The following is a 20,827-nucleotide window of genomic DNA, read 5'->3' as shown; positions in this document are numbered from 1 at the left end:
AGTCGGTCGACCGAATCCGCTCTTCAGCGCACCGCGGGCGTACCCACCGCAACGACGGGGAGCTCGAGCAGCCCGCGGATCAGGATGCTCTCTCGCCAGCGCAGGTCCGCGTCGTCGAACGCGGGGCGCAGCAGCGGATAGCGCCCGACCAGCCGGGTCAGCGCGATCCTGGCCTCCAGCCTGGCCAGGGCCGCCCCCAGGCAGTAGTGGATGCCGTGGCCGAAGGCCAGATGGCCGTTCGCGCCGCGGTCCGGGTCGAACGCCGCGGGCGCGGCGAAGTGCCGTTCGTCACGGTTGGCCGACGCCACCGAGACCAGCACCAGCTCCCCTGCCGGAATGACGTCGCCGCCCAGGTGGACCGGCGCGGTGGTGTAGCGCAGCGTCGCCACGTTGACCGGGCCGTTGTGGCGCAGCGTCTCCTCCACCAGCGGTGTGACGCCGGCCGGGTCCTCGCGCAGGGCCTGGTAGCGGTCCGGATCGGCCAGCAGTGCCAGCACGGCGTTGCCGATCAGGTTCACCGTGGTCTCGTGGCCCGCGACCAGGATCAGGAAGGCCATGGAGATCAGCTCGTCATGGCTGAGCCGGTCTCCGTCCTCGGTGGCGGGCAGCAGCTGGGAGATCAGATCCTCGCCCGGTGTCTCCGCGCGCCGCCGCGCGATCAGTTCGTCGAAGTAGGCGACGATGGCGTCGGTCGCGGCGCGCATGCCCTCCGGGGTGGACAGGGGGGAGTCGACCACGGCCGCCGACCACTCCCGGAAGCGGGCGCGGTCCTCGACCGGCACGCCGAGCAGTTCGCAGATCACCGTGATCGGCAGCGGGAACGCGTACTCAGCGAGCAGGTCGACCGGACCCGCACCCGCCGCACGGTCGATCGCGTCGAGCAGATCGTCCGCGATCGCCACGATCCGGGGGGCGATGGCCTCCATCCGGGCGGGCGCGAACGCCGGGGTGACGAGTTTGCGCAGCCGCGCGTGCCGCGGCGGGTCCGAGTTCAGCAGATGGTGGCTCAGGCGCTGGTTGACCGCGGTGAGGCCGCTGTCGCCCGCCGCTGAGCGCCGGGCATCGACGCCCAGGGGAGCGTGCGGATCCTTGCGGACGTCGGGATGGCGAAGCACCTCCTTGGCGGCGTCGTAGTCGACGACCAGCCAGGCGCGAACACCGGTGCGCAACCGGATCCGATGCACCGGCCCCTCGGCCCGCAACTGCTGGTAGAAGGCATACGGCGTGCGAAAGAAATCCGCGGGCAGCTCTCTCATCCGTTCGATTCCCCCTTGGTTCGCGAGTGTCGTTGCGGCCCTTCGATGGTGACACCGATCACGGATGGCGACCAGCCGCGCGACCGAACCCGTTCGCGCGATAGGCGTTCGCCCCGCCGTCGCGGCCCGGCACGCATCGTCGTCCGCTTCGGGCTACCCTGCACCGATGAGTTCGATCGCGCCGGTCCTGCGGCGTGCCCGGATCGCCAACTCGTTCGCGTTCGGCGCACAGGGTTTCTTCCTCGCCGTCGTGCTGACCGAATTGCCTCAGCAGAAGCAGCGTTTCGGGCTCTCGGACGGGATGATCGCGGTCTCGGTGGTGCTGATCTCGTTGCTGGCCGGTGGCGGCAGCGTCCTGGCGGAACGGCTGGCGCTGCGCTGGTCCAGCCGCGCGGCGGTGCGGATCGGGCTGCTGCTCGTGGCCGTCACCGGCTCGGCGGCGGCGTTCGCGCCGGACACGCCGCTGCTGGTGGCCGCGCTCGGCTGCTATGGGATCGCGGTCGGCATCGTGGACGCGAGCACCAACATGCAGGCGGTCTTCATCCAGCACGGGTACGGGACGTTCATCCTGTCGTCGTTCTATGCCGCGTGGAGCGCCGGAACGATAGCCGGGGCACTGTTCGTCTCCGGGTGTGAGGCGCTGGAGGTGACGCTGCGCGAATCGCTGCTCGCGGCCGCGGCGATCGTGTTGCTGCTCGGCTGGGCGCTCGGACGTGGGCTGCTCGGCGTGCGGGACGCGGAGACCGGTCCCGCCGAGACCACCGCGCCCGGCTCCATCGTCGCGCTGCGCGCGTATCTCGGGATCGGGATCGCGATGGCGTTCGTCTTCGCCGTCGACCTCGCGGTGGGCAACTGGTCGGCCCTGTACCTCACCGACGACCTGCTCGCCGGTTCGGCGACCGCGGCGCTCGCCTACGCCGCCTACCAGGGGGCGTCGCTGGCCGCTCGGATGGCCGGTGATTCGCTGGTGCGCCGTTTCGGTCCGCGTGGTGTGGTGCGGGCGGCGGCGGGCACGGGCGTCCTCGGCCTGGCGCTGGTGGTGGTCGCGCCGAGTCCGGCGGTCGCGATCGCCGGCTTCCTGGTCGCGGGCGCGGGCCTGCCCGTGATCGCGCCGCTGTGTTTCAGCGCGGCCGGACAACTCGCGACCGGACGGGAACTGGACGCGCTCATCGCGCGTCTCAACCTGTTCAACTACGCGGGGACGCTGCTCGGCGGCGGTGTGGTCGGCGTGGTCGCGGCGAGCGCCGGGCACCGTGTGGGCTTCGTGGTCCCGCTGCTCTTCGCCGGAGCCCTGATCGCGCTCTCCCGCGTCTTCCGCTCCCATCGGGTCGCGAGCGCGCCCGCCTCACTCCGTCCACAGAAGCAGCCGACGGAGTTCGGCCCCGCCGACGGGTAGGTCACGCCCGGCATCGCCCGTTGCGGTCGGTGTCCCGGCACGGCGATCAGCGGAGAGGTCCGTCCAGCGGATGGGCCAGGAAGAACTCCCACATGATCCGGTCGGCGCTGATGGAGGTGGTGGTGGCGCCGACCAGAGGCGCGGGCGATACCACGGACGGATTGCCGGGCCAGGTGTGCCCACCGTCGATGATCGAGTAGAACTCGACGGCGCCCGTGGCCGGGCACGGGTAGCTCGACAGCGTCACGTCGGCAGCGATCTGCCGCTGCACCGGCTCGCCAGCGCAACCGTTGCGGCGCGCCCAGGCCGCCGCCTGCGCCGGGATGCTCTCCGGGCCCGGCCCCTGGATCACCGGTCGGCCGGTACCTGCGTCCGGCTGCACCACCGAACCCGAGCCGTCCGGGGACGGCAGGAACCGAGCGTTCGGCCCCGCGCCGCCGGTGTAGGCGATGATCGGGTCCGCGGTGCCGTGGAAGGCGATCACGGGCACGGGACGTTCGGTGCGGCACCACGGGAAATCCTGCAGGCCCCCACCGGGGCTATCGCCGCGATCCGGTCCGACAGCTGACATGCCAGCGAGGACGTGGTGAAGGCGCCCATCGACAGGCCGGTGACGTAGATCCGGCGCCGGTCGACGCACAGCGAAGACTCGACGTGCGAGATCAGGTCGGACAGATAGGCGATGTCGGCGCTGCCCTCGCCGAAATCCCACCGGGGCAAGCCCGGTTGCTCGAGCTGCGGGGTGATCGTCACGAAGCGCTCGGCGGCGCCGAGCGAACTGATCCCGCTGCCGGCCCGCTCGAGTTCCGCCGGCTCGAGGTAACCGTGCAGATCGAACACCACGGGTATCGGCCTCCCCGTCTCGGTGACGGGGAGGTCTTGGATGTACGTGCCCGCTCTGTCTCCGGCGGCGAATCGCAGGGTCGATCGCCCCGGTCCGGCGGCGGGCGCCGCGCAGCCGGCGGAGGCGACGGGGTCGGACGATGCCGCCTGTTCGTCCGCCCCTGCCGTGCCCGCGCTAGACGCGAGCGTGCAGGCTGTCGCGACAGCGGCCGCGATGGCGCGCACGCCGATCCTCCGCCGAGACGCACCGGGAGCGCGCCCCGCCCGTGCGACGAAGAAGATAACCATGTTCCGAAGCATGAGAAGCATATTTACATCCGACTGAAGGCCGTGTCGGCCTTTCGGATCGATCCGCTGGCGACGCCTGCGCGAGTTCCGCCGTCGGCGTCCGCGCGAAGTCCTCGGCATGCGGAGCATGACATTCTCCGTCGCTCGTATGCTCTGATGGAGCCATGAGCGACCTCCCAGTCATCGTCGAGCGGGCCGGGCTCTGGGACGCGGAAGCGCTCAGTGACGTCGCGGCGGCAACCTTTCCGCTCGCGTGCCCGCCCGGGGCGACGCCCGACGACATCGAAATCTTCATCGGCGAGATGCTGTCGAGCGAGCGGTTCGGCGAATACCTGAGCGATCCGGACCGGATCGTGCTCAAGGCGGTCGTGGACGGCGACATCGTCGGCTACGCGATGCTGGTCACGGGCGTCCCTGCGCCGGTAGAGCCGGCCGAGCCGAGCCCGATGGCGGAGATCAGCAAGATGTACGTGCTGCCCGGCCTGCACGGCAGCGGAGTGTCCACCGCACTGATGAACGCCGCGCTGGACCGGGCGCGCGCCGCGGGCTGTCAGGGCGTCTGGCTGGGCGTCAACCAGGAGAACGTCCGCGCTCGGCGCTTCTACGCCAAACACGGCTTCACCGAAGTCGGCACCCGGACGTTCACCGTCGGCAACCAGGTGCATCACGACTACGTGCTGCGCCTGGTCTTCTAGCGCAGGAAGTCGACGAGCGCGGTGTGGAACGCCGGATTCACCACCGCCATCAGGTGATCGCCCGGCACGACGGCGAGCGCGCCGTTCGGCAGGGCGGCGGCGAGTCGCTCCGGTTCGGCGGCGAAGGGGTCGTCCTCGCCGGCCAGCACCAGCGCGGGCACGGTGATGTCCGCCAGCGTCTCGATGGGACGATCGTCCAGGCCGGTCGCCACGGCGTGGATGGCAGCCACGTCGGCATGGACCGCGTCGGCGAGCACCCGGAACATCTTCGCGGTCGGCGACGCTCCCGCGCCGTCTCCGGTCATCGCGGCCTGCAGATCGGGTAGGTCGATCACGCGGCGATCGACGCCGCCGCAGTCCAGCACCCCCGATCCGATGCCGCCGACGGCCAGCCGACGCACCCGCTGGTCGGCGGCGGCCACCAGCAGCGAGATCACCCCGCCCATCGAGTACCCCACCTGCACGACTTCCTCGAAACCCAGCTCGTCGTAGAGCGCGCGCACATCGCGCGCCATGGCCTGCCACGAGTACTTCGCCGGGTCGTGCGGCTTGCCGGAACGACCGTGGCCGCGCGCGTCCAGCGACACCACGGTGTGCCCGGCGGCCTGCAAGGCGGCGACCACCCCGGTGCTCATCCAGTTCGCGTTGGTGTCCGCGACCACCCCGTGCTGCAGGACGACCGGGACGCCCTCGCCCTCCCACACCCGGTAATTGAGTTCCAGGCCGTCCCATGTCTCAAACTTCGCCATGCCGGGATCGTAATGCACGGCGCGGCCCCGGACCGCCGAAGCGGACATTCGGTGCGGACGCCGCGCTCAGCCCAGCAGGCGTGCCCGCAAGGCGGCGATATCGCCGTCGGTGAGCCCCAAGCCGTCCCGGACATAGGCGTCGAAATTTCCGTAGCTCCGGTCGACCTGGTCGAAGGCGGCGTCGAGCCAGGCTCCCTGGACGCCGTTGAGCGGGTCGTGCTCGCTCGCGTGGCGAAAACGGTTGGACAGCAGATAGTCCTCGGTGACCGTGGCTCGATCGACGCCGAGCAGCGTGAGCAGCACCGCGGCCGTCCAGCCGGTGCGGTCCTTGCCCGCGGTGCAGTGGAACAGCACCGCGCCGTCGGCGCCGATGATGTCGCGCAGCACGGAAGCGAACGCCTCGTCGGCGCCGGGTGCGGTGATGAACGCCCGGTAGAGCCCGTCGCCTCCGGTGAGGGTGGTGGCGACGACCTCCGGCGAAGCCTGGCCGATCACGTCGGCCCAGTGCGCCGTCGCGCCCGCGGGGACCCGATCCGGCCCGAGCGCGCGTTCGTAGACCGTGCGCAGGTCGTGCACGGACCGCACCCGGCGGTCGGTCAGCGCGGCCAGATCCTCCGGCGTCGCGTTGTTCAGCTGCCCGGTCCGATACACGAGACCGGTGCGCACGGTCCTGCCGTCGGTCGTGCGATACCCGCCGATGTCCCTGGCGTTCTGCACCCCTTGCAAGTGCAGGGATGGATCGGCGACGACGGCCGCGGGCGGGTCGGCCTGCGCGATGGCGGATACCGGCCCGAAGGCGACCGCCAGGCCGGCCGCCATCGCGACCGGGGCGCGGAAACGAGTGGCCATTCGGCTGCTCCTGTCATCGGGACTGCACGGCTTGCTTACTCGTAGACCGGATCGGCCTTGGTCAGGCCGCGACCTCGAATCGCGACAGCGCGAGCAAACGGGAGATGGCGCGCAGGTACTTCTTGCGGTAGCCGCCCTCGAGCATCTCGGCGGAGAAGATCTCGTCGAGCTTCGCGCCGGATACCGTCACCGGCACGCTCGCGTCGTAGAGCCGGTCGGCCAGCACCACGATGCGCAGCGCCACGGCCTGATCGGTGACCGGATGAACGCCGGAGACGAACACCGACGACACCCCGGAGATGAGCGCGCCGTACTTCGACGGATGCAGGGTGCTGAGGTGCTTCAGCAGCGCGTCGAACTCGTCGAGCGTGGAACCCGGCGTGCTCGCCGCCCGTTCGGCCAGCACCTCGGGGGCGGTCGGCTCCGGCGCAGGCGGCAGGTCGCGGTGGCGGTAGTCGGGACCGTCCACGCGCACCGCCTCGAAGATGGCGCCCAGCTTCTTGATCTCGCGCATGAAATCCTGTGCCGCGAAACGTCCTTCCCCGAGCTGCCCCGGCAACGTGTTCGACGTGGCCGCGATCGAGACACCGGCCGCCGACAGCTCGGTCAGCAGGCGCGAGACCAGCATGGTGTCGCCGGGATCGTCGAGTTCGAACTCGTCGATGCACAGCACGCTGTTGCCCGACAGCCGTTCCAGGGCGTTGGCGAAGCCGAGCGCGCCGACCAGGTTGGTCAGCTCGCCGAACGTGCCGAACGACTTGGGCGCGGGCGAGCTGTGGAAGATCGAGGCCAGCAGGTGGGTCTTGCCCACGCCGAAACCGCCGTCCAGGTACAGGCCCGCGCCGCTGACCTGCTTCTTCTTGCCGAACAGGCTCTTCTTGCGCGCGGCCTTGCTGATCTTGGCGACCTGCCCGGCGAACTCCTCGGCCTTGCTCACCGCGGCCGCCTGGCTCGGTTCCTTCGGATCGGGGATGTAGGAGGCGAAGCTCACCTCGTCGAACATGGGCGGCGGCACCATCTGGGCGACGAGCTGATCGGCCGGGACCTCCGGGTGACGATCGACGAGGCGTTCTTGCATGGACGAAGCCTAAAGACGTGGTGAGATCTGATTTCATGCAGCGTAGCCAGAATGCGATCCAGCTCACAGCGCTCGGCCCGGACGACCTCGCGGGAATGTACGCGTTCCCCGCCGCGCTCGACGCGCCTTATGTCCGCGCCAATTTCGTCTCCAGCATCGACGGCGCCGCCACCAGCGGCAACCTGACCGAAGGGCTCGGCACGCCCGCCGACCGGACGGTGTTCATGTTGCTGCGCGAACTGGCGGAGGTGATCGTGGTCGGCGCGGGCACGGCGCGCGCGGAGAACTACGGCGGGGCGCGCACCGACCCGGCGCGGCGCCGCGCGTTCCACGAGCGCGGGATCGGCGGGCATCCCGACGGCGCGCCGCCGCCGATCGCCGTGGTGACCGCGAGCGCGGCGATCGACCCCGGCGCGCGTCTGTTCACCGATACCCGGGTGCCGCCGCTGATCATCACCACGGCCACCGCGCCCGCCGACCGCAAGCAGCGATTGGCGGACGCGGGCGCCGAGGTGATCGAAGCGGGTGACATCGCGGTGACACCGGCGGGCCTGCTGCGGGTGCTCACCGAGCGCGGCCTGCTGCGGGTGCTCACCGAGGGCGGCCCGCACCTGTTCGGCGAACTGCTGGAGGCCGACGTGGTCGACGAGCTGTGCCTGACCACGGCGCCGCTGCTGGTCGGCGGCGCGGCGCGGCGAATCTCGCTGTCCGCGCACGAGTTCCGCGTCCGCATGACGCGCGCGCACGTGCTGCTGGACGACGACGGCACGATGCTCACCCGGTGGGCCCGTCGATGAAAGAACCGCCCGAACCTGGCAGGCTGTAGCAATGCGCTGGACTCGGGCCGCCGTGCTTGCCGCCACCCTCTCGATCGTGACCGCAGGTTGCGGCGCGGGACCGTCGGATCGTCCCGGCGTCGCGGTGCAGCGTCCTCCGGTCGCGGGCACCGCGACCACCTCCGCCGCGCCCGCTCCCCCGCCGAACGCCGAGCTGCCCAGAACCGACCTCAGCTGGCGCGAGTGCACCCAGCCCACGTTGGATCAGCTCGGACTCGGCCCAGCGCCGGCCGGGCTGGTGCTCGACTGCGCCGAGTACTCCACCCCGATCGACTCGACGGGCGCGGTGCTTGGCAGCTTCCGCGCCGGCGCGTTGCGGGCCAGGCTGGCGCAGACCCCGGCCGACGCGCCGCCGCTGGTGCTCACCTCGGGTTCGGATCGCTCCTCGTCCGCCACCCTGGCCGGGCTGGCCGCGGGCCCGGCCTCGGCACTGCTGGCCGCGCGACCGATCGTCGCGGTGGACCGGCGCGGCATCGGCAGCTCGCAGCCGATCGACTGCCTGCCGCCGGAGATCCGCCGCGGCCTGGCCGACAACGCCCAGTCCGGGCCCGGCGCGGGCGACGCGGTGGCGCGGATGACGAAGCTGAGCCAGGACGGCACCATCGCCTGCCGCGACTTCCTGCAGCCCTACGAAGGCACCTTCGACGCGCCGCACGCCGCCGACGACATCGAGCAGTTGCGCAGGCAGTGGCAGGTGGACCACATCGCGCTGCTCGGCACGGGCAACGGCGCGAAGGTCGCGCTCAGTTACGCCCGCAAGTACGGCGACCACGTCGCCCGGCTCGTGCTCGACTCCCCCGAGCCGGTCGGCACCGATGCCGTCACCCGCGCCGAACAGGCCGTGCAGGGCGCCGAGGCCGCGCTGACGGCGTTCGCGCAGCGCTGTGTCGGCGTCGGGTGCTCGCTGGGGGCCGATCCGCGCGCCGCCGTCACCGATCTGGTGAACCGGGCCGCGACCGGCGAATTGGGCGACATCTCGGCGAACGCGTTGCTGACCGCGGTGTCGGGCTTCCTCGGCAGCCCGCGCGCCGACCAGGCCACCCGGGTCACCGAGCTGTCCGACGCGCTGGCCGCGGCCGGACGCGGCGACCGAGGACCGCTGAACACCCTGATCACCCGGGAGGCCGCGGCCACCGAGAGCGACGGCCAGTTCGTCAACCGGTGCACCGATACGCAGCTGCCGCCAACGCCGGACAAAGCCAACGAGCTCGCGGGCACATGGGCGGGCAAGTACCCCGTCTTCGGCAAAGCCGCGGCCATCGCGCTGATGGAATGCGCGGCCTGGCCGGTGTCGGCTGCGCCCGCGCTGCCGGAAAAGCTGGGTATTCCGGTGCTCGTGCTGGGCGGGGTCGCCGATCCGGTTGTCGGCAACGGCGGTCAGTCGTCGGTGACCGGCGCGATCGGTTCGGCGGGCGCCAGGCACGCGGCGGTGTCGTGGCAGGGCTTCGGGCATCCGGTGTCCACGCATTCCGGCTGCGCGCAGCGGGCGGTGCTCGACTATCTGAAGGATGGCAAACTTCCCGCAGACGGTACCGCCTGCCCGGCGTAGCCCGGCGGGAAGAGCCGCTCGAGCGGCGCGCCGGGCAGGTCCGGCCAACCACCGGTAACCCGTCCGGTGTACCGTGCCCCAGTGTTCCTTCGACAGCTCGAGCCCCGGACCGCTCGCACCACCGCCGAGGTGATCAAGTTCGCACTCTGGCCCCTTGCGGTCATGACCGTGCTGAACCGGGTTTTCATCAAGGCTGTCAACGGCTTCATCACCGACGACTACAAGCCGGTTTACCAGGCGTCCTTCGACTTCCTGAACGGACGGCCGGTCTACACCGCCAACTTCGACTCGGTGGACCCGCACTACCTGTACCCGCCCAGCGGCACCCTGCTGATCGCGCCGATCGCGGCGATCGACTACGAGAAGTCGCGCTGGCTGTTCATCGCCCTGAACGCGATCGCGATCCTCATCGCCTGGTATCTGCTGCTGCGGCTGTTCCGGTACACGCTGAACTCGGTCGCCGCGCCCGCGCTGTTGCTGGCGATGTTCTCCTCCGAGACCGTGATCAACACGCTGGTGTTCACCAACGTCAACGGCTGCGTGCTGCTGGCGGAGCTGATCTTCATCCACCTGCTGCTGAAACGACGCGACCTGTGGGCGGGCGCCGCGCTCGGATTGAGTATCGCGGTCAAACCGACGCTGGCTCCCTTGCTGTTGATCGCGCTCGCGCGGAGGCAGTGGAAGGTGTTCGTGACGGCGCTCGGCGTGCCGCTGGCGATGAACGCGATCGCCTGGCCGCTGGTGAAGGATCCCGAGAAGTTCATCACCCGCACGGCGCCCTACATCTTCGAATCCCGCGACTACTTCAACAGCGCGATCGTCGGCAACGGCGAGTACTACGGCTTGCCCGCGTGGCTGACCTGGGGGATGCGCGTGGCGCTCGGCGTGCTCGTGCTGATCTCGCTGTGGTTGCTGTATCGCTACTACCGCGAGGACGAACTGTTCTTCGTCAGCACCGCCTCCGGCGTGCTGCTGACGGCGTCCTTCCTGCTCAGCTCGCTGGGGCAGATGTACTACTCGATGATGCTGTTCCCCTTCCTTATGACCGTGGTGCTGCGCAATTCGGTGTTGCGCAACTGGCCGGCCTGGCTGGCGATCTTCGGGTTCATGAGCTACGACAAGTGGCTGTCGGATCGCTGGCAGCACATCGGTCGCAACCTGGAGTACCTGCGCATCACCTTCGGCTGGGGCCTGCTGCTCATCGTCGTGTTCTGCGTGCTGGGCGACCGCTATCTGGCCGCACGGCGGGCGGGCAGGCTGCCGTTCGGGATTGATCCCGCGTGGATGAGTTCCGCACCGGACCCGCGCGGTGAAGAACCGCAGCCGCCGGTCCCCGCGGCCGTCCCGGCCGGAACCCCCGGACCGCAGAACGGTCCGGCGCCCGCGGAGCAGAATCGTATTAGCGTGGAGCCATGAGTTCCGAAGCCGATACGTCCCTGCCCGCGCCGCGCATCCAGCTCTCGCCGCAGGAATGGCGATCGAAGCTGAACCCCGAGGAGTACGCGGTGTTGCGCGAGGCCGCCACCGAGCGGCCGTTCACCGGCGAGTACACCGACACCAAGACCGAAGGCGTCTACGTGTGCCGGGCCTGCGGCACCGAACTGTTCCGCAGCACCGAGAAGTTCGACTCGCACTGCGGCTGGCCGTCGTTCTTCGATCCGGCGGCGTCCGACGCGGTGATCCTCCGCTCGGACGACTCGCTCGGCATGCACCGGGTCGAAGTGCTGTGCGCGAATTGCCACAGCCACCTCGGCCACGTGTTCGAGGGCGAGGGGTACAACACGCCCACCGACAAGCGCTACTGCATCAACTCCATCGCCCTGCGACTGCACCCCTCGGACAGCGCAGCGGAGTAACCAGCCCGACGCTCACCGGCAGCGTACGAAGCCCCGGCGCTGGGCGCATGCCCCGAAAACTCTGGGCAAGCGTTTGCCTGCGCCGAGGCGGGACGCGTCAGGGCAGGGCGGCGATCAGCTTCTCGATCTCCACGCGAGGACCGGTGAAGAACGGGATCTCTTCGCGCACGTGCCTGCGGGCGTCGGTGGCCCGCAGGTCGCGCATCAAATCCACGATCCGGTGCAATTCCGGCGCCTCGAAGGCCAGGATCCACTCGTAGTCGCCGAGCGCGAACGAACTGACCGTGTTCGCCCGCACATCCGGGTAGCCGCGCGCCGCCTTACCGTGCTCGGCCAGCATCCGGCGGCGCTCGTCGTCGGGCAGCAGGTACCACTCGTAGGACCGGACGAACGGGTACACGCAGATGTAGGCGCCCGGCTCCTCACCGGCCAGGAACGCCGGAATGTGGCTCTTGTTGAACTCGGCGGGACGGTGCAGCGCCACATTGCTCCAGACCGGCGCACTGGCCCGGCCCAGTTCGGTGGTGCGGCGGAAGTCGGCGTAGGCGGCTTGCAGGTCCTCGACGCGCTCGGCGTGCGTCCAGATCATGAAGTCGGCGTCGGCGCGCATCCCGGCCACGTCGTAGACGCCGCGGACCACGACCTCGCGGTCGGCCAGACCGTCGAAGAACGCCGTGGCCTCCTTGGTCGCCGCGTCCCGGTCCTCGCCCAGCACTCCTGGCTGCACCTGGAAGACCGAGAACATCAGGTAGCGAATGGTGGAGTTGAGAGCCTGATAGTCGAGTCGCGCCATAGCACTATCGTGCCACTCGCTCGGGAGCGCCCGCGTCGCCGGGCGTGAACTGCTCGATGTGCACGCGGGCGTCGGGGATGTCGAGGGCGCTCAGTTGGCGTCGCATATCGCGCAGGAACCCGGTCGGGCCGCAGACATAGACGTCGGCGTCCTCCGGCATGGCCAGCACCGAGAGGTCGGCCCGGCCGTGCCGAGCGCCCGCGGTCTGTTCCTCGTACCAGATCTCGACCTCGGCCTGCTCGAGCCGGGCGGTGAGCTCCGAGAGCCGATCGCGCAGCGGGTGGGTGCGCGGCGCGCGGTCGGCGTGCACGATCAGCGTGCGACGGCATGGAGCATGGGCGGCGAGATAATCCAGAACGCCGATCGTCGGGGTCACACCGATGCCCGCGGAGATCAGCACCAGTGGCGTCTGCGCCGCGGTATCGAGGACGACGTCACCGAACGGAAGGGTGACCTGCAGCGGATCGCCAGGGCGTAGGTGCTCGTGCAGCCAGGAGGACACCTCGCCCTCGGGGCAACCGCCGGCCGCGTCGACCCGCTTGACGGCGAACGACAACGCGCCGTCGCGCGGCCTGCCCACCAGGGTGTACTGACGCAACTGGCGCGCACCGTCGGGCAGCCGCACACCGACCGAAACGTACTGGCCCGGCGCGAATCCCGGCAGCTCCACGCTCGGGTCCGCGGATTCGACGGTGAAGACCGCGACGCCGGAGGGGTCGTCCCGGCGGGTCACGACGCGGGCATCCCGGAACACATCGCCGGAATCCACACCCGCCTCGGCGTAGAGCCCTTTCTCCTGGTCCATGAGCGTGTCGGCCATCATCCAGTAGACCCGATCCCACGCCGCCGCGACCGCGTCGTCGACCACGTCGGCGCCGAGCACTTCCACGATGGCCGCGAACAGATTCTCGTGCACGATCCGGTACTGCTGCGGAGTCACCCCGAGCGAGGCGTGCTTGTGCGCGATGCGCGACAGCATCGTGGCCGGGTGCGGCAGCGCGGGGTCGACCAGGTAGGCGGCGAAGGTGGCGATGGACGCGGCCAGCGCCCGCTGCTGACTGCCCTGTGCCTGATTGCCCCGGTTGAACGTGTCGCGCAGCAGCTGCGGGTGCGCGCCGAACATGGTGCGGTAGAACACGGTCGTGATGCGATCGATGTTCGCCGCCACCAGCGGCAGGGTCGCGCGGACGACCTCGGCGTGCCGCGGTTCGAGTTCCGGTTCGGCGCGGACAACGCTGTCCAGGTTCATGAAACTTCCTTCATCTCAGGGGTGACACCCGCCGTGGAGCGGACGAGTAAATGCAGCAACCCGGTCGCCTGCGAGGTGACCAATTCCTCTATCGAATAGCGGTCGAGTTCGGTATAGAAGGCTTTCTTGGCGTCGGCGAGAATTCGACGCAGCTTGCACGCGCCGACCAACGGACACGGATCAGGTTCTCCGCACTCCACCACGTCGCGGTCGCCTTCCAATTCCCGGACGAGCGCACCGACCGACACCGCGCGCCCGGCCGCGGTGATGAACAATCCGCCGGACCGTCCGCGGTGCGCCTCGACGAGGCCCAGCTCGACCAAGCGCGAAACGGATTTGGCCACATGCTTTTCCGATGCGCCGACCTGTCGCGCGATCAGTTTTGTGGTGACCCGGGAATTGTTCTCGTCCTCCACCGCGAGCCGCATGATGGTGCGCAAACCGATATCGGTGAAGTGCGAGAGCTGCATGGTTATCACGCTACCGGCGAATTCCGCCGATCCCGCACGTCTGACGAGTGTGCTTAATTACGCCGATTCGTGCGTAATTTCAGTGCGTTGCGCACGAATCGACTAGGACCGTCGAAAATCGGCCCGATCGGGGCGACGCGGCAATTGCGCGATCGGTATCGCATCGCGCTTGCGCGAGGACCACCGACAAGTGGGGCGGACCGGTCAGCGTGCGGCGCCCGCGCCGACCTCGGTCGCGATGCGTTGCGCGGCGGCCGTGCCGGACGCGACGCAGGCGGGCACGCCGACGCCGTGCAGGTACGCGCCTGCCACCGCGAGCCCGTCCAGCGACGTGACCTCGGCTTCGACGGCCGCGATGCGGGCCGGATGGCCGGGCGCGTACTGGGCGAGGCCACCCGGCCAACGCTGGACGACGGCCGCGACCGGCTCGATCGCGGCCCCGGTGACGGTGGCCAGATCCGCGGTGGCGGCGGCGACGAGATCGGAGTCGGGCCACGAGAGTGGTGAGTCGTCGCCGAACTTGCCGAAAGAGACGCGCACGAGCGCCGTCTCACGGTGCGCGAGATGGGTCCATTTGCGGCTGGAGAGCGTAAAGGCTTTGGCGCGCAACGGCTCTCCGGTGGCCACCAGGATGCCGGAGTTGCGCGGCAGAGCGGTCGCGCGGGGTAGCGCCAGCGCGACCACGGCCGAGGATGAGAGTTCGACGCCCGCCAGTTCCGCCGACGCGACCGGGGCGACGGCGGCGAGCAGGCGAGCGGTCACCGGCGCCGGGGTGGCGAGCACCACCGCGTCGACGGCGCCGATCGGATCGACCACCCAGCCGCGCAGCCCCCTGGCCAGACGCGTTGCGGGCGTCGCGGTCACGAACCGCGCCCCGGAGCGTTCGGCGAGTGCTTCCAGCAGCACCCGGTACCCGTCCCGGATACCACCGAAGACCGGAGCGTTCGACGGGGGCGGCAGCGCGGCGCCGACGGCGGCGCTGAGGCTGGGCGCGCCGTTGTCCAGCGCGGCGGCCAGGGTGGGCAGCGCGGCGCGCACCCCGATGGAGCGGGAGCTGCCCGCGTACACGCCGCCGAGCAGCGGGTCGACGCTGCGCTCGGCGACTTGCGGGCCGAAGCGGTCGGCGACCAGGCGGTATACGTCGGTGTCGGAGCCGGGCTCCCAGACCAGTGGCCGGCCGGGTTCTGCGGCGATCCGGGTCAGCGTCTCGGCGTCGACCAGTCCGCGCATCGATTCCGCGTTCGCCGGGATACCCATCAAGGTCCCCTCCGGCAGCGGATGCGCTGTCCCGGCGGACCACACCAGCGGCCGCAGCCCCGCGGGGGTCACCAGCTGCGACTCGAGCCCGAGTTCGCGTAGCAGCGCGGGCACCTCCGGCCGCCGCCCGACGAACGCCTCCGCGCCGAGATCCAGTGGCTCCCCGGCCAGTTCACCGGTGTAGAGGATGCCGCCGACCCGTTCGGCGCGATCGAGCACCAGCACGTCGGCATCCGGCCCGAGCAGTGTCCGCAACCGATACGCGGCCACCAGCCCGCTGATCCCACCGCCGACCACCGCGATACGCATGCCTCGACCGTATCGCGTGCCGCGAGGTGACCGCTGGACGGTGGGCGCCCGGATGACTCGGAACACACCTGTGCCCGGCCTCGCGCCCGCTCCGTCGACCGCTGGGCGGCCTGTCGGTTCCCCGGCTTACAGCTCGTGAACGAGTTCCACCAAGGCCGTCAGCACGCCGGGATCGGTCTCCGGAAGCACCCCGTGGCCCAGGTTGAAGATGTGCCCGGTGGCGCCGAGGGTGATCGCCTCGTCCGCTTCCCGCGCGATCCGCCGGGCCTGCTCCTCGATCGCCTGCGGACCGGCGAACAGCACGGCGGGATCGAGGTTGCCCTGCAACGCTTTTCCCGGACCGACGCGGCGGACGGCCTCGGTCAGCGGCACCCGCCAATCGACGCCGACCACGTCGGCGCCCGCCTCGCTCATGGCGCCGAGCAACTCACCGGTTCCCACCCCGAAGTGGATGCGCGGCACGCCCGCCTCGGCGATCTCGGCGAACACCCGCTCCGAATGCGGGAGCACGAAGCTGCGGTAGTCGGCCAGCGAGAGCGCGCCGGCCCAGGAGTCGAACAACTGCACCGCGTCCACGCCCGCCGCCAGCTGGGCCTGCAGGAACGCGATGGTGATGTCGGTGAGCACGCCGAGCAGCTCGTGCCAGGTCCGCGGATCGGCGTACATCATCGCCTTGGTGCGCTCGTGGTTCTTGCTCGGACCGCCCTCGACCAGGTAGGAGGCGAGGGTGAACGGCGCACCGGCGAACCCGATCAGCGGCGTCTCCCCCAACGCGTCGATCAGCAGGCGCACGCCGTCGGTGACTGCGCCGACCTCCTCGGGTCGCAGCCGGGGCAGCGCGCGCACGTCGTCGACCGTCCGCACGGGCGCGGCGACCACCGGCCCCACGCCGGGCACGATGTCCAGATCGATGCCCGCCGCCTTCAGCGGAACGACGATGTCGGAGAACAAGATCGCCGCGTCGACCCCGTGCCTGCGGATCGGCTGCAACGTGATCTCGCACACCAGCTCGGGGTCGAAGCAGGACTCGAGCATCCCGATGCCCGCACGCACCTCGCGGTACTCGGGCAGCGAGCGTCCGGCCTGGCGCATGAACCACACCGGACGCCTGCTGGGCGTCGCGCCGGTGGCGGCGGCCAGGAACGGGGCATCGGTCAACCGGCGGCGGGTATGAGTGCTCATCACGGCTATCGTATGCGGGCCCGCGCGAGGGAGCGGACGCGGAGGCGGCAGCGATGACCGCGCGGACGCCGCAGGGCCCGTAGCGGCGCGCCTCCGACTGCGCCGGGTGCACAAGGTCTACCGTCAGCATTCGTGACACCGCTCGACTTCCGCGACGGCGCCGCACCGACCGAAGGACCTCATGGCGAGCCAGCTCAGTTTCGCGCCGCGGTCGAGGCGATGGGCACCGCTACCGTGCACCCTCGGATCGAGCTCGCGCCCATCCGGCCGCCGCAACGACTCGCCCCGTTCTCCTACGCGATCGGCGCGGAGGTCGCACATCCGGAAACCCCTGTCGTACCGGCCGATTCCGAAGGCGACGCGTTCGGCAGACTGATCCTGCTGCACGACCCGGACGGCGACGACACCTGGCACGGCACCCTGCGCTTGGTCGCCTACATCCAGGCCGACATCGACGCCGCACTCGCGACCGATCCCCTGCTGCCCGAGGTGGCGTGGAGCTGGCTGGTGGACGCGCTGGAGTCGCGCACCGAGCCGTTCACCGCGCTCGGCGGCACGGTGACCTCGACCAGCTCGGTGCGCTACGGGGACATCGCAGGCCCGCCGCGCGCCCATCAGCTCGAGATCCGCGCCTCGTGGACGCCGGTCACCACCGACATGCGCCCGCATCTGGAGGCGTTCTGCGAGGTGCTGGCCTACGCGGCGGGGCTGCCGCCCGCAGGGGTGACCCAGCTGCAGATCAGGCCCGGCCTGTCCGGCGACCATCCCTGAGCGCGCCGCTCGCATGCGGTGACCTGCGCCGCAGCCGCCTGTACCCGATCCGGCGGGCCCTTGGCGCCCGATGCACCGACACACTTATGCGCCGATAGGACGGCGGCGCGGTTGCGTCGGCACGTAAAGTTCAACACCATGTCCGTACCAGACGAATTCGAACCCTCGGCCGCGACGCCGCTGCTCGCGCCGGTGGAGGGGGTGCCACCGGTACTGGACACCGCCGCCGAGATCGGCGCGGCCGCCGCCCGGCTGGCCGCGGGCACCGGCCCGCTGGCCGTGGACGCCGAGCGCGCCTCCGGGTTCCGCTATTCGGCGCGCGCGTATCTGATCCAGCTGCGCCGGGCCGGCGCAGGCACGTTCCTCATCGACCCGATCCCGGTCACCGACGCCCTCGGCCCGCTGGCCGAGGCGATCAACGGACTGGAGTGGGTCCTGCACTCCGCGGACCAGGATCTGCCCGGCCTGGCCGAACTGGGCTTGCGCCCGGCCCGGCTGTTCGACACCGAGCTGGGCGGACGCCTGGCGGGCTTCGAACGCGTCGGGCTCGCCGCGATGGTGGAGCGGCTGCTGGGCCGTGCGCTGCGCAAGGGACACGGGGCGGCCGACTGGTCCACCCGGCCGCTGCCCGCCGACTGGCTGAACTACGCCGCCCTGGACGTCGAATTGCTGCTCGAACTGCGCGACGCCGTGGCCGCCGCGCTCGACGAGCAGGGCAAGACGGATTGGGCGGCACAGGAATTCGAGCACATTCGCACCTTGGACCCGCCCGCGCCGAAGGCCGAGCGGTGGCGGCGCACCTCGGGCATCCACACACTGCGCCGCACCAGGCAACTGGCGGTGGTGCGCGAGCTGTGGACCGCGCGGGACGCGCTGGCCCGCGCCCGCGACGTGGCGCCCGCCCGCATCCTCCCCGACTCGGCGATCATCGCCGCGGCGGCCGCGGAACCCCGATCCATCGCGCAGTTGCGCACGCTTCCGGTGTTCGGCGGGCCGCGTCAGCGCCGGTACTCCCGCGAATGGCTCGCCGCGATCGAGCGCGGCCGCACCTTGCCCGACAGCGACCTGCCGCCGCTCACCCAGCCGTTCGACGGCCCGCCGCCGGTCAACCGCTGGGAGCGCCGCGACCCGGCCGCGGCGGCGCGCCTGACCCGGGCCCGAGCAGCCATGGCCGAGTTGTCGGCGCAGTACTCGATCCCGGTGGAGAATCTGCTCGCGCCAGACCTGGTCCGCCGCCTGTGCTGGGACGGATTGCCCGACTACGAGTCGGTCGAGCCCTCCGCCGTCGACGGATTCCTGAAGTCCGGCGGCGCCCGGCCGTGGCAGCGGGAACTGGACGTCCCGCGATTGACCGCGGCGTTGCCGCCTGCGCGCTAGCGCCCGATGCTCGCCCGCGTCAGCGAGCGGCCAGCCACCCGCTGATCCGCCGGGCGATGTCCGGGCCGGTGAGGCCGAGTCCTGCGTGCACCTCACCGCGCGAGGCATGGTCCAGGAACTGTTGCGGCACACCGAGATCGCGGGTCGGGATGTCGAGCCCGGAGTTGCGCAGGCGGGCCGACACCGTGGAGCCGATACCGCCGTGCAGGCCGCCGTCTTCCAGCGTGACCACCAGCCGGTAGTTCTCCGCGAGCTTCAGCAGGGTGTCGGAGACCGGCAGCACCCAGCGCGGGTCGATGACCGTGACCGAGACGCCTTCGGCATCCAGCAGCTGCGCCGCCTCCAGCGCGGTGCCTGCGAACGAGCCGACCGCGACGAGCAGCACGTCGCCGTGCACCGCCTGCACCGAGCCGCCGTCCGGCTCGGCCATCCGGAGCACATCGATGCCGTCCAGCCGTTCCACCGCGGAAATGTCCTCGGCGACACTGCCTTTCGGGAACCGCAGCGCCGTGGGCCCGTCGTTGACGGCCAGCGCCTCGGCCAGTTCCTCCCGCAACGTCGCGGCGTCGCGCGGAGCGGCGACCCGGATGCCGGGGATGATCCCGAGGACCGACAGATCCCACATGCCGTTGTGGCTGGCGCCGTCGGAGCCGGTGATGCCCGCACGGTCCAGCACCACGGTGACCGGCTGCTTGAGCAGCGCCACGTCCATCAGCAACTGGTCGAAAGCGCGGTTGAGGAAGGTCGAGTAGATCGCGACCACCGGATGCATGCCGCCGAGCGCCAGCCCCGCCGCGGAGGCCATGGCGTGCTGTTCGGCGATGCCGACGTCGAACATCCGGTCGGGAAAGCGCTCGCCGAACGCCGCCAGTCCGGTCGGGCCAGGCATCGCCGCGGTGATGGCGACGATGTCGGCGCGACGCTCGGCGTGCGCGATCAACTCCTCGGAGAACACCGAGGTCCATCCGCGCGCCTTCGGACCGCCGACCGGGACGCCGGTGAGCGGGTCGATGGGGTCGCAGGCGTGCATCTGGTCGGCGACGTGGTTCTCGGCGGGCGCGTAACCGCGGCCCTTCTGCGTCACGGCGTGCACCACGACGGGGCCGCCGAAGTCCTTGGCCCGGCGCAGCGCGGCCTCCAGCGCGACGACGTCGTGGCCGTCCACCGGCCCGACGTACTTCAGGCCGAGATCACTGAACAGTTCCTGCGGGCTTACCGCGTCCTTGATGCCCGCCTTGACCGCGTGCACCATCGAGTACGCCGATTCGCCCACCCGGGGGATGGCCTTGAGGATGCGCTTGCCCGTGTCCAGGGCGTGCTCGTAGGCGGGCTGGGTGCGCAGCGCCGTCAACCGCTCGGCCAGGCCGCCGATGGTGGGTGCGTAGGAGCGGCCGTTGTCGTTGACCACGACGACCACGGGGCGGTCGGAGGCGGCGATGTTGTTCAGCGCCTCCCAGCACATGCCGCCGGTGAGCGCGCCGTCGCCGACGATCGCGACCACGTGCCGGTCCTGGCCGCTGAGCGCGAACGCCTTCGCCAGACCGTCGGCGTACGACAGCGCCGCCGAGGCGTGCGAGGACTCCACCCAGTCGTGGGCGCTCTCGGCCCGGCTCGGGTAGCCGGACAGGCCGCCCTGCTTGCGCAGCGAGTCGAATTGATCTTTGCGCCCGGTCAGGATCTTGTGCACGTAGGCTTGGTGCCCGGTGTCGAAGATCAGCGGGTCGGCCGGCGAGTCGAAGATCCGGTGCAGGGCGATGGTGAGTTCGACCACACCGAGGTTCGGACCGAGGTGCCCGCCGGTCGCGGCGACTTTGCGCACCAGGAACTCGCGGATCTCCTCCGCCAGCTCGCGTACCTGCGGCACGGTCAGCCTGCGCAGATCATCGGGCGTGTCGACCCGGGAAAGCACTCCCACCTGAACTAGCTCCCTCCGGATAGCGCATCTGATCCGATCAGTCTACGGAGCGGCGGCCGGTGCTCCCGCACGAGAACGATCACACCGACCGGCATGGCGTCGAAATGTG

20 protein-coding genes are annotated in these 20,827 nt (G+C 70.7%); 8 read left to right on the top strand and 12 right to left on the bottom strand.

Going from position 1 to position 20,827, the window contains the following annotated elements; genetic code table 11:
* Positions 1-23: 23 nt before the first annotated feature.
* Positions 24-1,256 (bottom strand): cytochrome P450 family protein, encoded by a 1,233-nt coding sequence (locus U3653_RS23815; RefSeq protein ID WP_195082252.1) that lies wholly within the window; start codon positions 1,254-1,256, stop codon positions 24-26.
* Positions 1,257-1,422: 166 nt separating this feature from the next.
* On the opposite strand from U3653_RS23815, the gene U3653_RS23810 reads away from it, so the two are divergent.
* Positions 1,423-2,652, top strand: a complete 1,230-nt coding sequence (locus tag U3653_RS23810) for an MFS transporter (protein WP_195082251.1) — start codon at positions 1,423-1,425, stop codon at positions 2,650-2,652.
* Positions 2,653-2,698: 46 nt separating this feature from the next.
* Here U3653_RS23810 and U3653_RS23805 read toward each other — a convergent pair whose 3' ends face one another.
* Positions 2,699-3,142 (bottom strand): alpha/beta hydrolase family protein, encoded by a 444-nt coding sequence (locus tag U3653_RS23805; protein ID WP_195082250.1) that lies wholly within the window; start codon positions 3,140-3,142, stop codon positions 2,699-2,701.
* The gene (locus tag U3653_RS23800) at positions 3,133-3,783 is read right to left on the bottom strand and encodes a CE1 family esterase (protein ID WP_195082249.1); all 651 of its coding nucleotides are present in this window, start codon (positions 3,781-3,783) and stop codon (positions 3,133-3,135) included. Before U3653_RS23800 ends, U3653_RS23805 begins: the two co-directional genes overlap by 10 nt.
* Positions 3,784-3,947: 164 nt before the next feature.
* Between U3653_RS23800 and U3653_RS23795 the strand changes: the two genes are divergently transcribed.
* Positions 3,948-4,478 carry a GNAT family N-acetyltransferase gene (locus tag U3653_RS23795; protein ID WP_195082248.1) on the top strand — a complete coding sequence of 177 codons (531 nt, stop codon included), beginning with the start codon at positions 3,948-3,950 and terminating at the stop codon, positions 4,476-4,478.
* On the opposite strand, the gene U3653_RS23790 is transcribed toward U3653_RS23795, so the two are convergent.
* The 3 genes from U3653_RS23790 to zapE all read right to left on the bottom strand — a co-directional run bounded on the left by U3653_RS23790 (position 4,475) and on the right by zapE (position 7,154).
* Positions 4,475-5,227, bottom strand: coding sequence for an alpha/beta fold hydrolase (locus U3653_RS23790; RefSeq protein ID WP_195082247.1), 753 nt, complete (start codon positions 5,225-5,227; stop codon positions 4,475-4,477). The two genes, U3653_RS23795 and U3653_RS23790, sit on opposite strands and share 4 nt — an antisense overlap.
* A gap of 66 nt (positions 5,228-5,293) precedes the next feature.
* Positions 5,294-6,076, bottom strand: a complete 783-nt coding sequence (locus U3653_RS23785) for a tyrosine-protein phosphatase (protein WP_195082246.1) — start codon at positions 6,074-6,076, stop codon at positions 5,294-5,296.
* A 61-nt stretch (positions 6,077-6,137) separates the two neighbouring features.
* A complete protein-coding gene (gene zapE, locus U3653_RS23780) occupies positions 6,138-7,154 on the bottom strand; it encodes a cell division protein ZapE (protein ID WP_195082245.1) in 1,017 nt (338 codons plus the stop codon).
* Between the two features lie 17 nt (positions 7,155-7,171).
* On the opposite strand from zapE, the gene U3653_RS23775 reads away from it, so the two are divergent.
* From U3653_RS23775 to msrB, 4 genes are all read left to right on the top strand, one after another.
* Positions 7,172-7,951: a pyrimidine reductase family protein gene (locus U3653_RS23775; protein ID WP_323124424.1), complete on the top strand. Its 780-nt coding sequence runs from the start codon at positions 7,172-7,174 to the stop codon at positions 7,949-7,951.
* A 31-nt stretch (positions 7,952-7,982) separates the two neighbouring features.
* The gene (locus U3653_RS23770; RefSeq protein WP_195082244.1) at positions 7,983-9,539 is read left to right on the top strand and encodes an alpha/beta hydrolase; all 1,557 of its coding nucleotides are present in this window, start codon (positions 7,983-7,985) and stop codon (positions 9,537-9,539) included.
* A gap of 81 nt (positions 9,540-9,620) precedes the next feature.
* Positions 9,621-10,955: a glycosyltransferase family 87 protein gene (locus U3653_RS23765; protein WP_323124425.1), complete on the top strand. Its 1,335-nt coding sequence runs from the start codon at positions 9,621-9,623 to the stop codon at positions 10,953-10,955.
* Entirely contained in the window at positions 10,952-11,395 is a 444-nt protein-coding gene (gene msrB / locus U3653_RS23760; protein ID WP_195082243.1) for a peptide-methionine (R)-S-oxide reductase MsrB, read from the top strand. The genes U3653_RS23765 and msrB overlap by 4 nt, the downstream gene beginning before the upstream one ends.
* A gap of 97 nt (positions 11,396-11,492) precedes the next feature.
* On the opposite strand, the gene hemQ is transcribed toward msrB, so the two are convergent.
* The 5 genes from hemQ to hemE form a co-directional block, all read right to left on the bottom strand.
* Entirely contained in the window at positions 11,493-12,188 is a 696-nt protein-coding gene (gene hemQ / locus U3653_RS23755; RefSeq protein ID WP_195082242.1) for a hydrogen peroxide-dependent heme synthase, read from the bottom strand.
* 4 nt (positions 12,189-12,192) lie between these two features.
* Complete coding sequence (locus tag U3653_RS23750; protein WP_195082241.1) at positions 12,193-13,437, bottom strand: globin domain-containing protein; 1,245 nt, start codon at positions 13,435-13,437, stop codon at positions 12,193-12,195.
* Entirely contained in the window at positions 13,434-13,907 is a 474-nt protein-coding gene (locus U3653_RS23745) for an RrF2 family transcriptional regulator (protein WP_195082240.1), read from the bottom strand. The genes U3653_RS23750 and U3653_RS23745 overlap by 4 nt, the downstream gene beginning before the upstream one ends.
* Positions 13,908-14,111: 204 nt before the next feature.
* A complete protein-coding gene (locus U3653_RS23740) occupies positions 14,112-15,473 on the bottom strand; it encodes a protoporphyrinogen oxidase (RefSeq protein ID WP_195082239.1) in 1,362 nt (453 codons plus the stop codon).
* A gap of 126 nt (positions 15,474-15,599) precedes the next feature.
* Positions 15,600-16,655 (bottom strand): uroporphyrinogen decarboxylase, encoded by a 1,056-nt coding sequence (gene hemE, locus U3653_RS23735; protein WP_435406583.1) that lies wholly within the window; start codon positions 16,653-16,655, stop codon positions 15,600-15,602.
* Between the two features lie 132 nt (positions 16,656-16,787).
* On the opposite strand from hemE, the gene U3653_RS23730 reads away from it, so the two are divergent.
* Positions 16,788-17,426 carry a DUF3000 domain-containing protein gene (locus tag U3653_RS23730; RefSeq protein WP_084823786.1) on the top strand — a complete coding sequence of 213 codons (639 nt, stop codon included), beginning with the start codon at positions 16,788-16,790 and terminating at the stop codon, positions 17,424-17,426.
* Between the two features lie 138 nt (positions 17,427-17,564).
* Positions 17,565-18,803: an HRDC domain-containing protein gene (locus U3653_RS23725; RefSeq protein WP_195082238.1), complete on the top strand. Its 1,239-nt coding sequence runs from the start codon at positions 17,565-17,567 to the stop codon at positions 18,801-18,803.
* 19 nt (positions 18,804-18,822) lie between these two features.
* Here the strand turns inward: U3653_RS23725 and dxs are convergent, their stop codons facing one another.
* The gene (gene dxs, locus U3653_RS23720) at positions 18,823-20,718 is read right to left on the bottom strand and encodes a 1-deoxy-D-xylulose-5-phosphate synthase (protein ID WP_195082237.1); all 1,896 of its coding nucleotides are present in this window, start codon (positions 20,716-20,718) and stop codon (positions 18,823-18,825) included.
* Positions 20,719-20,827 lie beyond the last annotated feature (109 nt).

Origin of the sequence: Nocardia implantans, assembly GCF_035544775.1 — a bacterium.
Lineage (GTDB): Bacteria > Actinomycetota > Actinomycetes > Mycobacteriales > Mycobacteriaceae > Nocardia > Nocardia implantans.
Note: the sequence above shows the minus strand (reverse complement) of the source record. Positions and strands in the feature narration are given on the sequence as shown.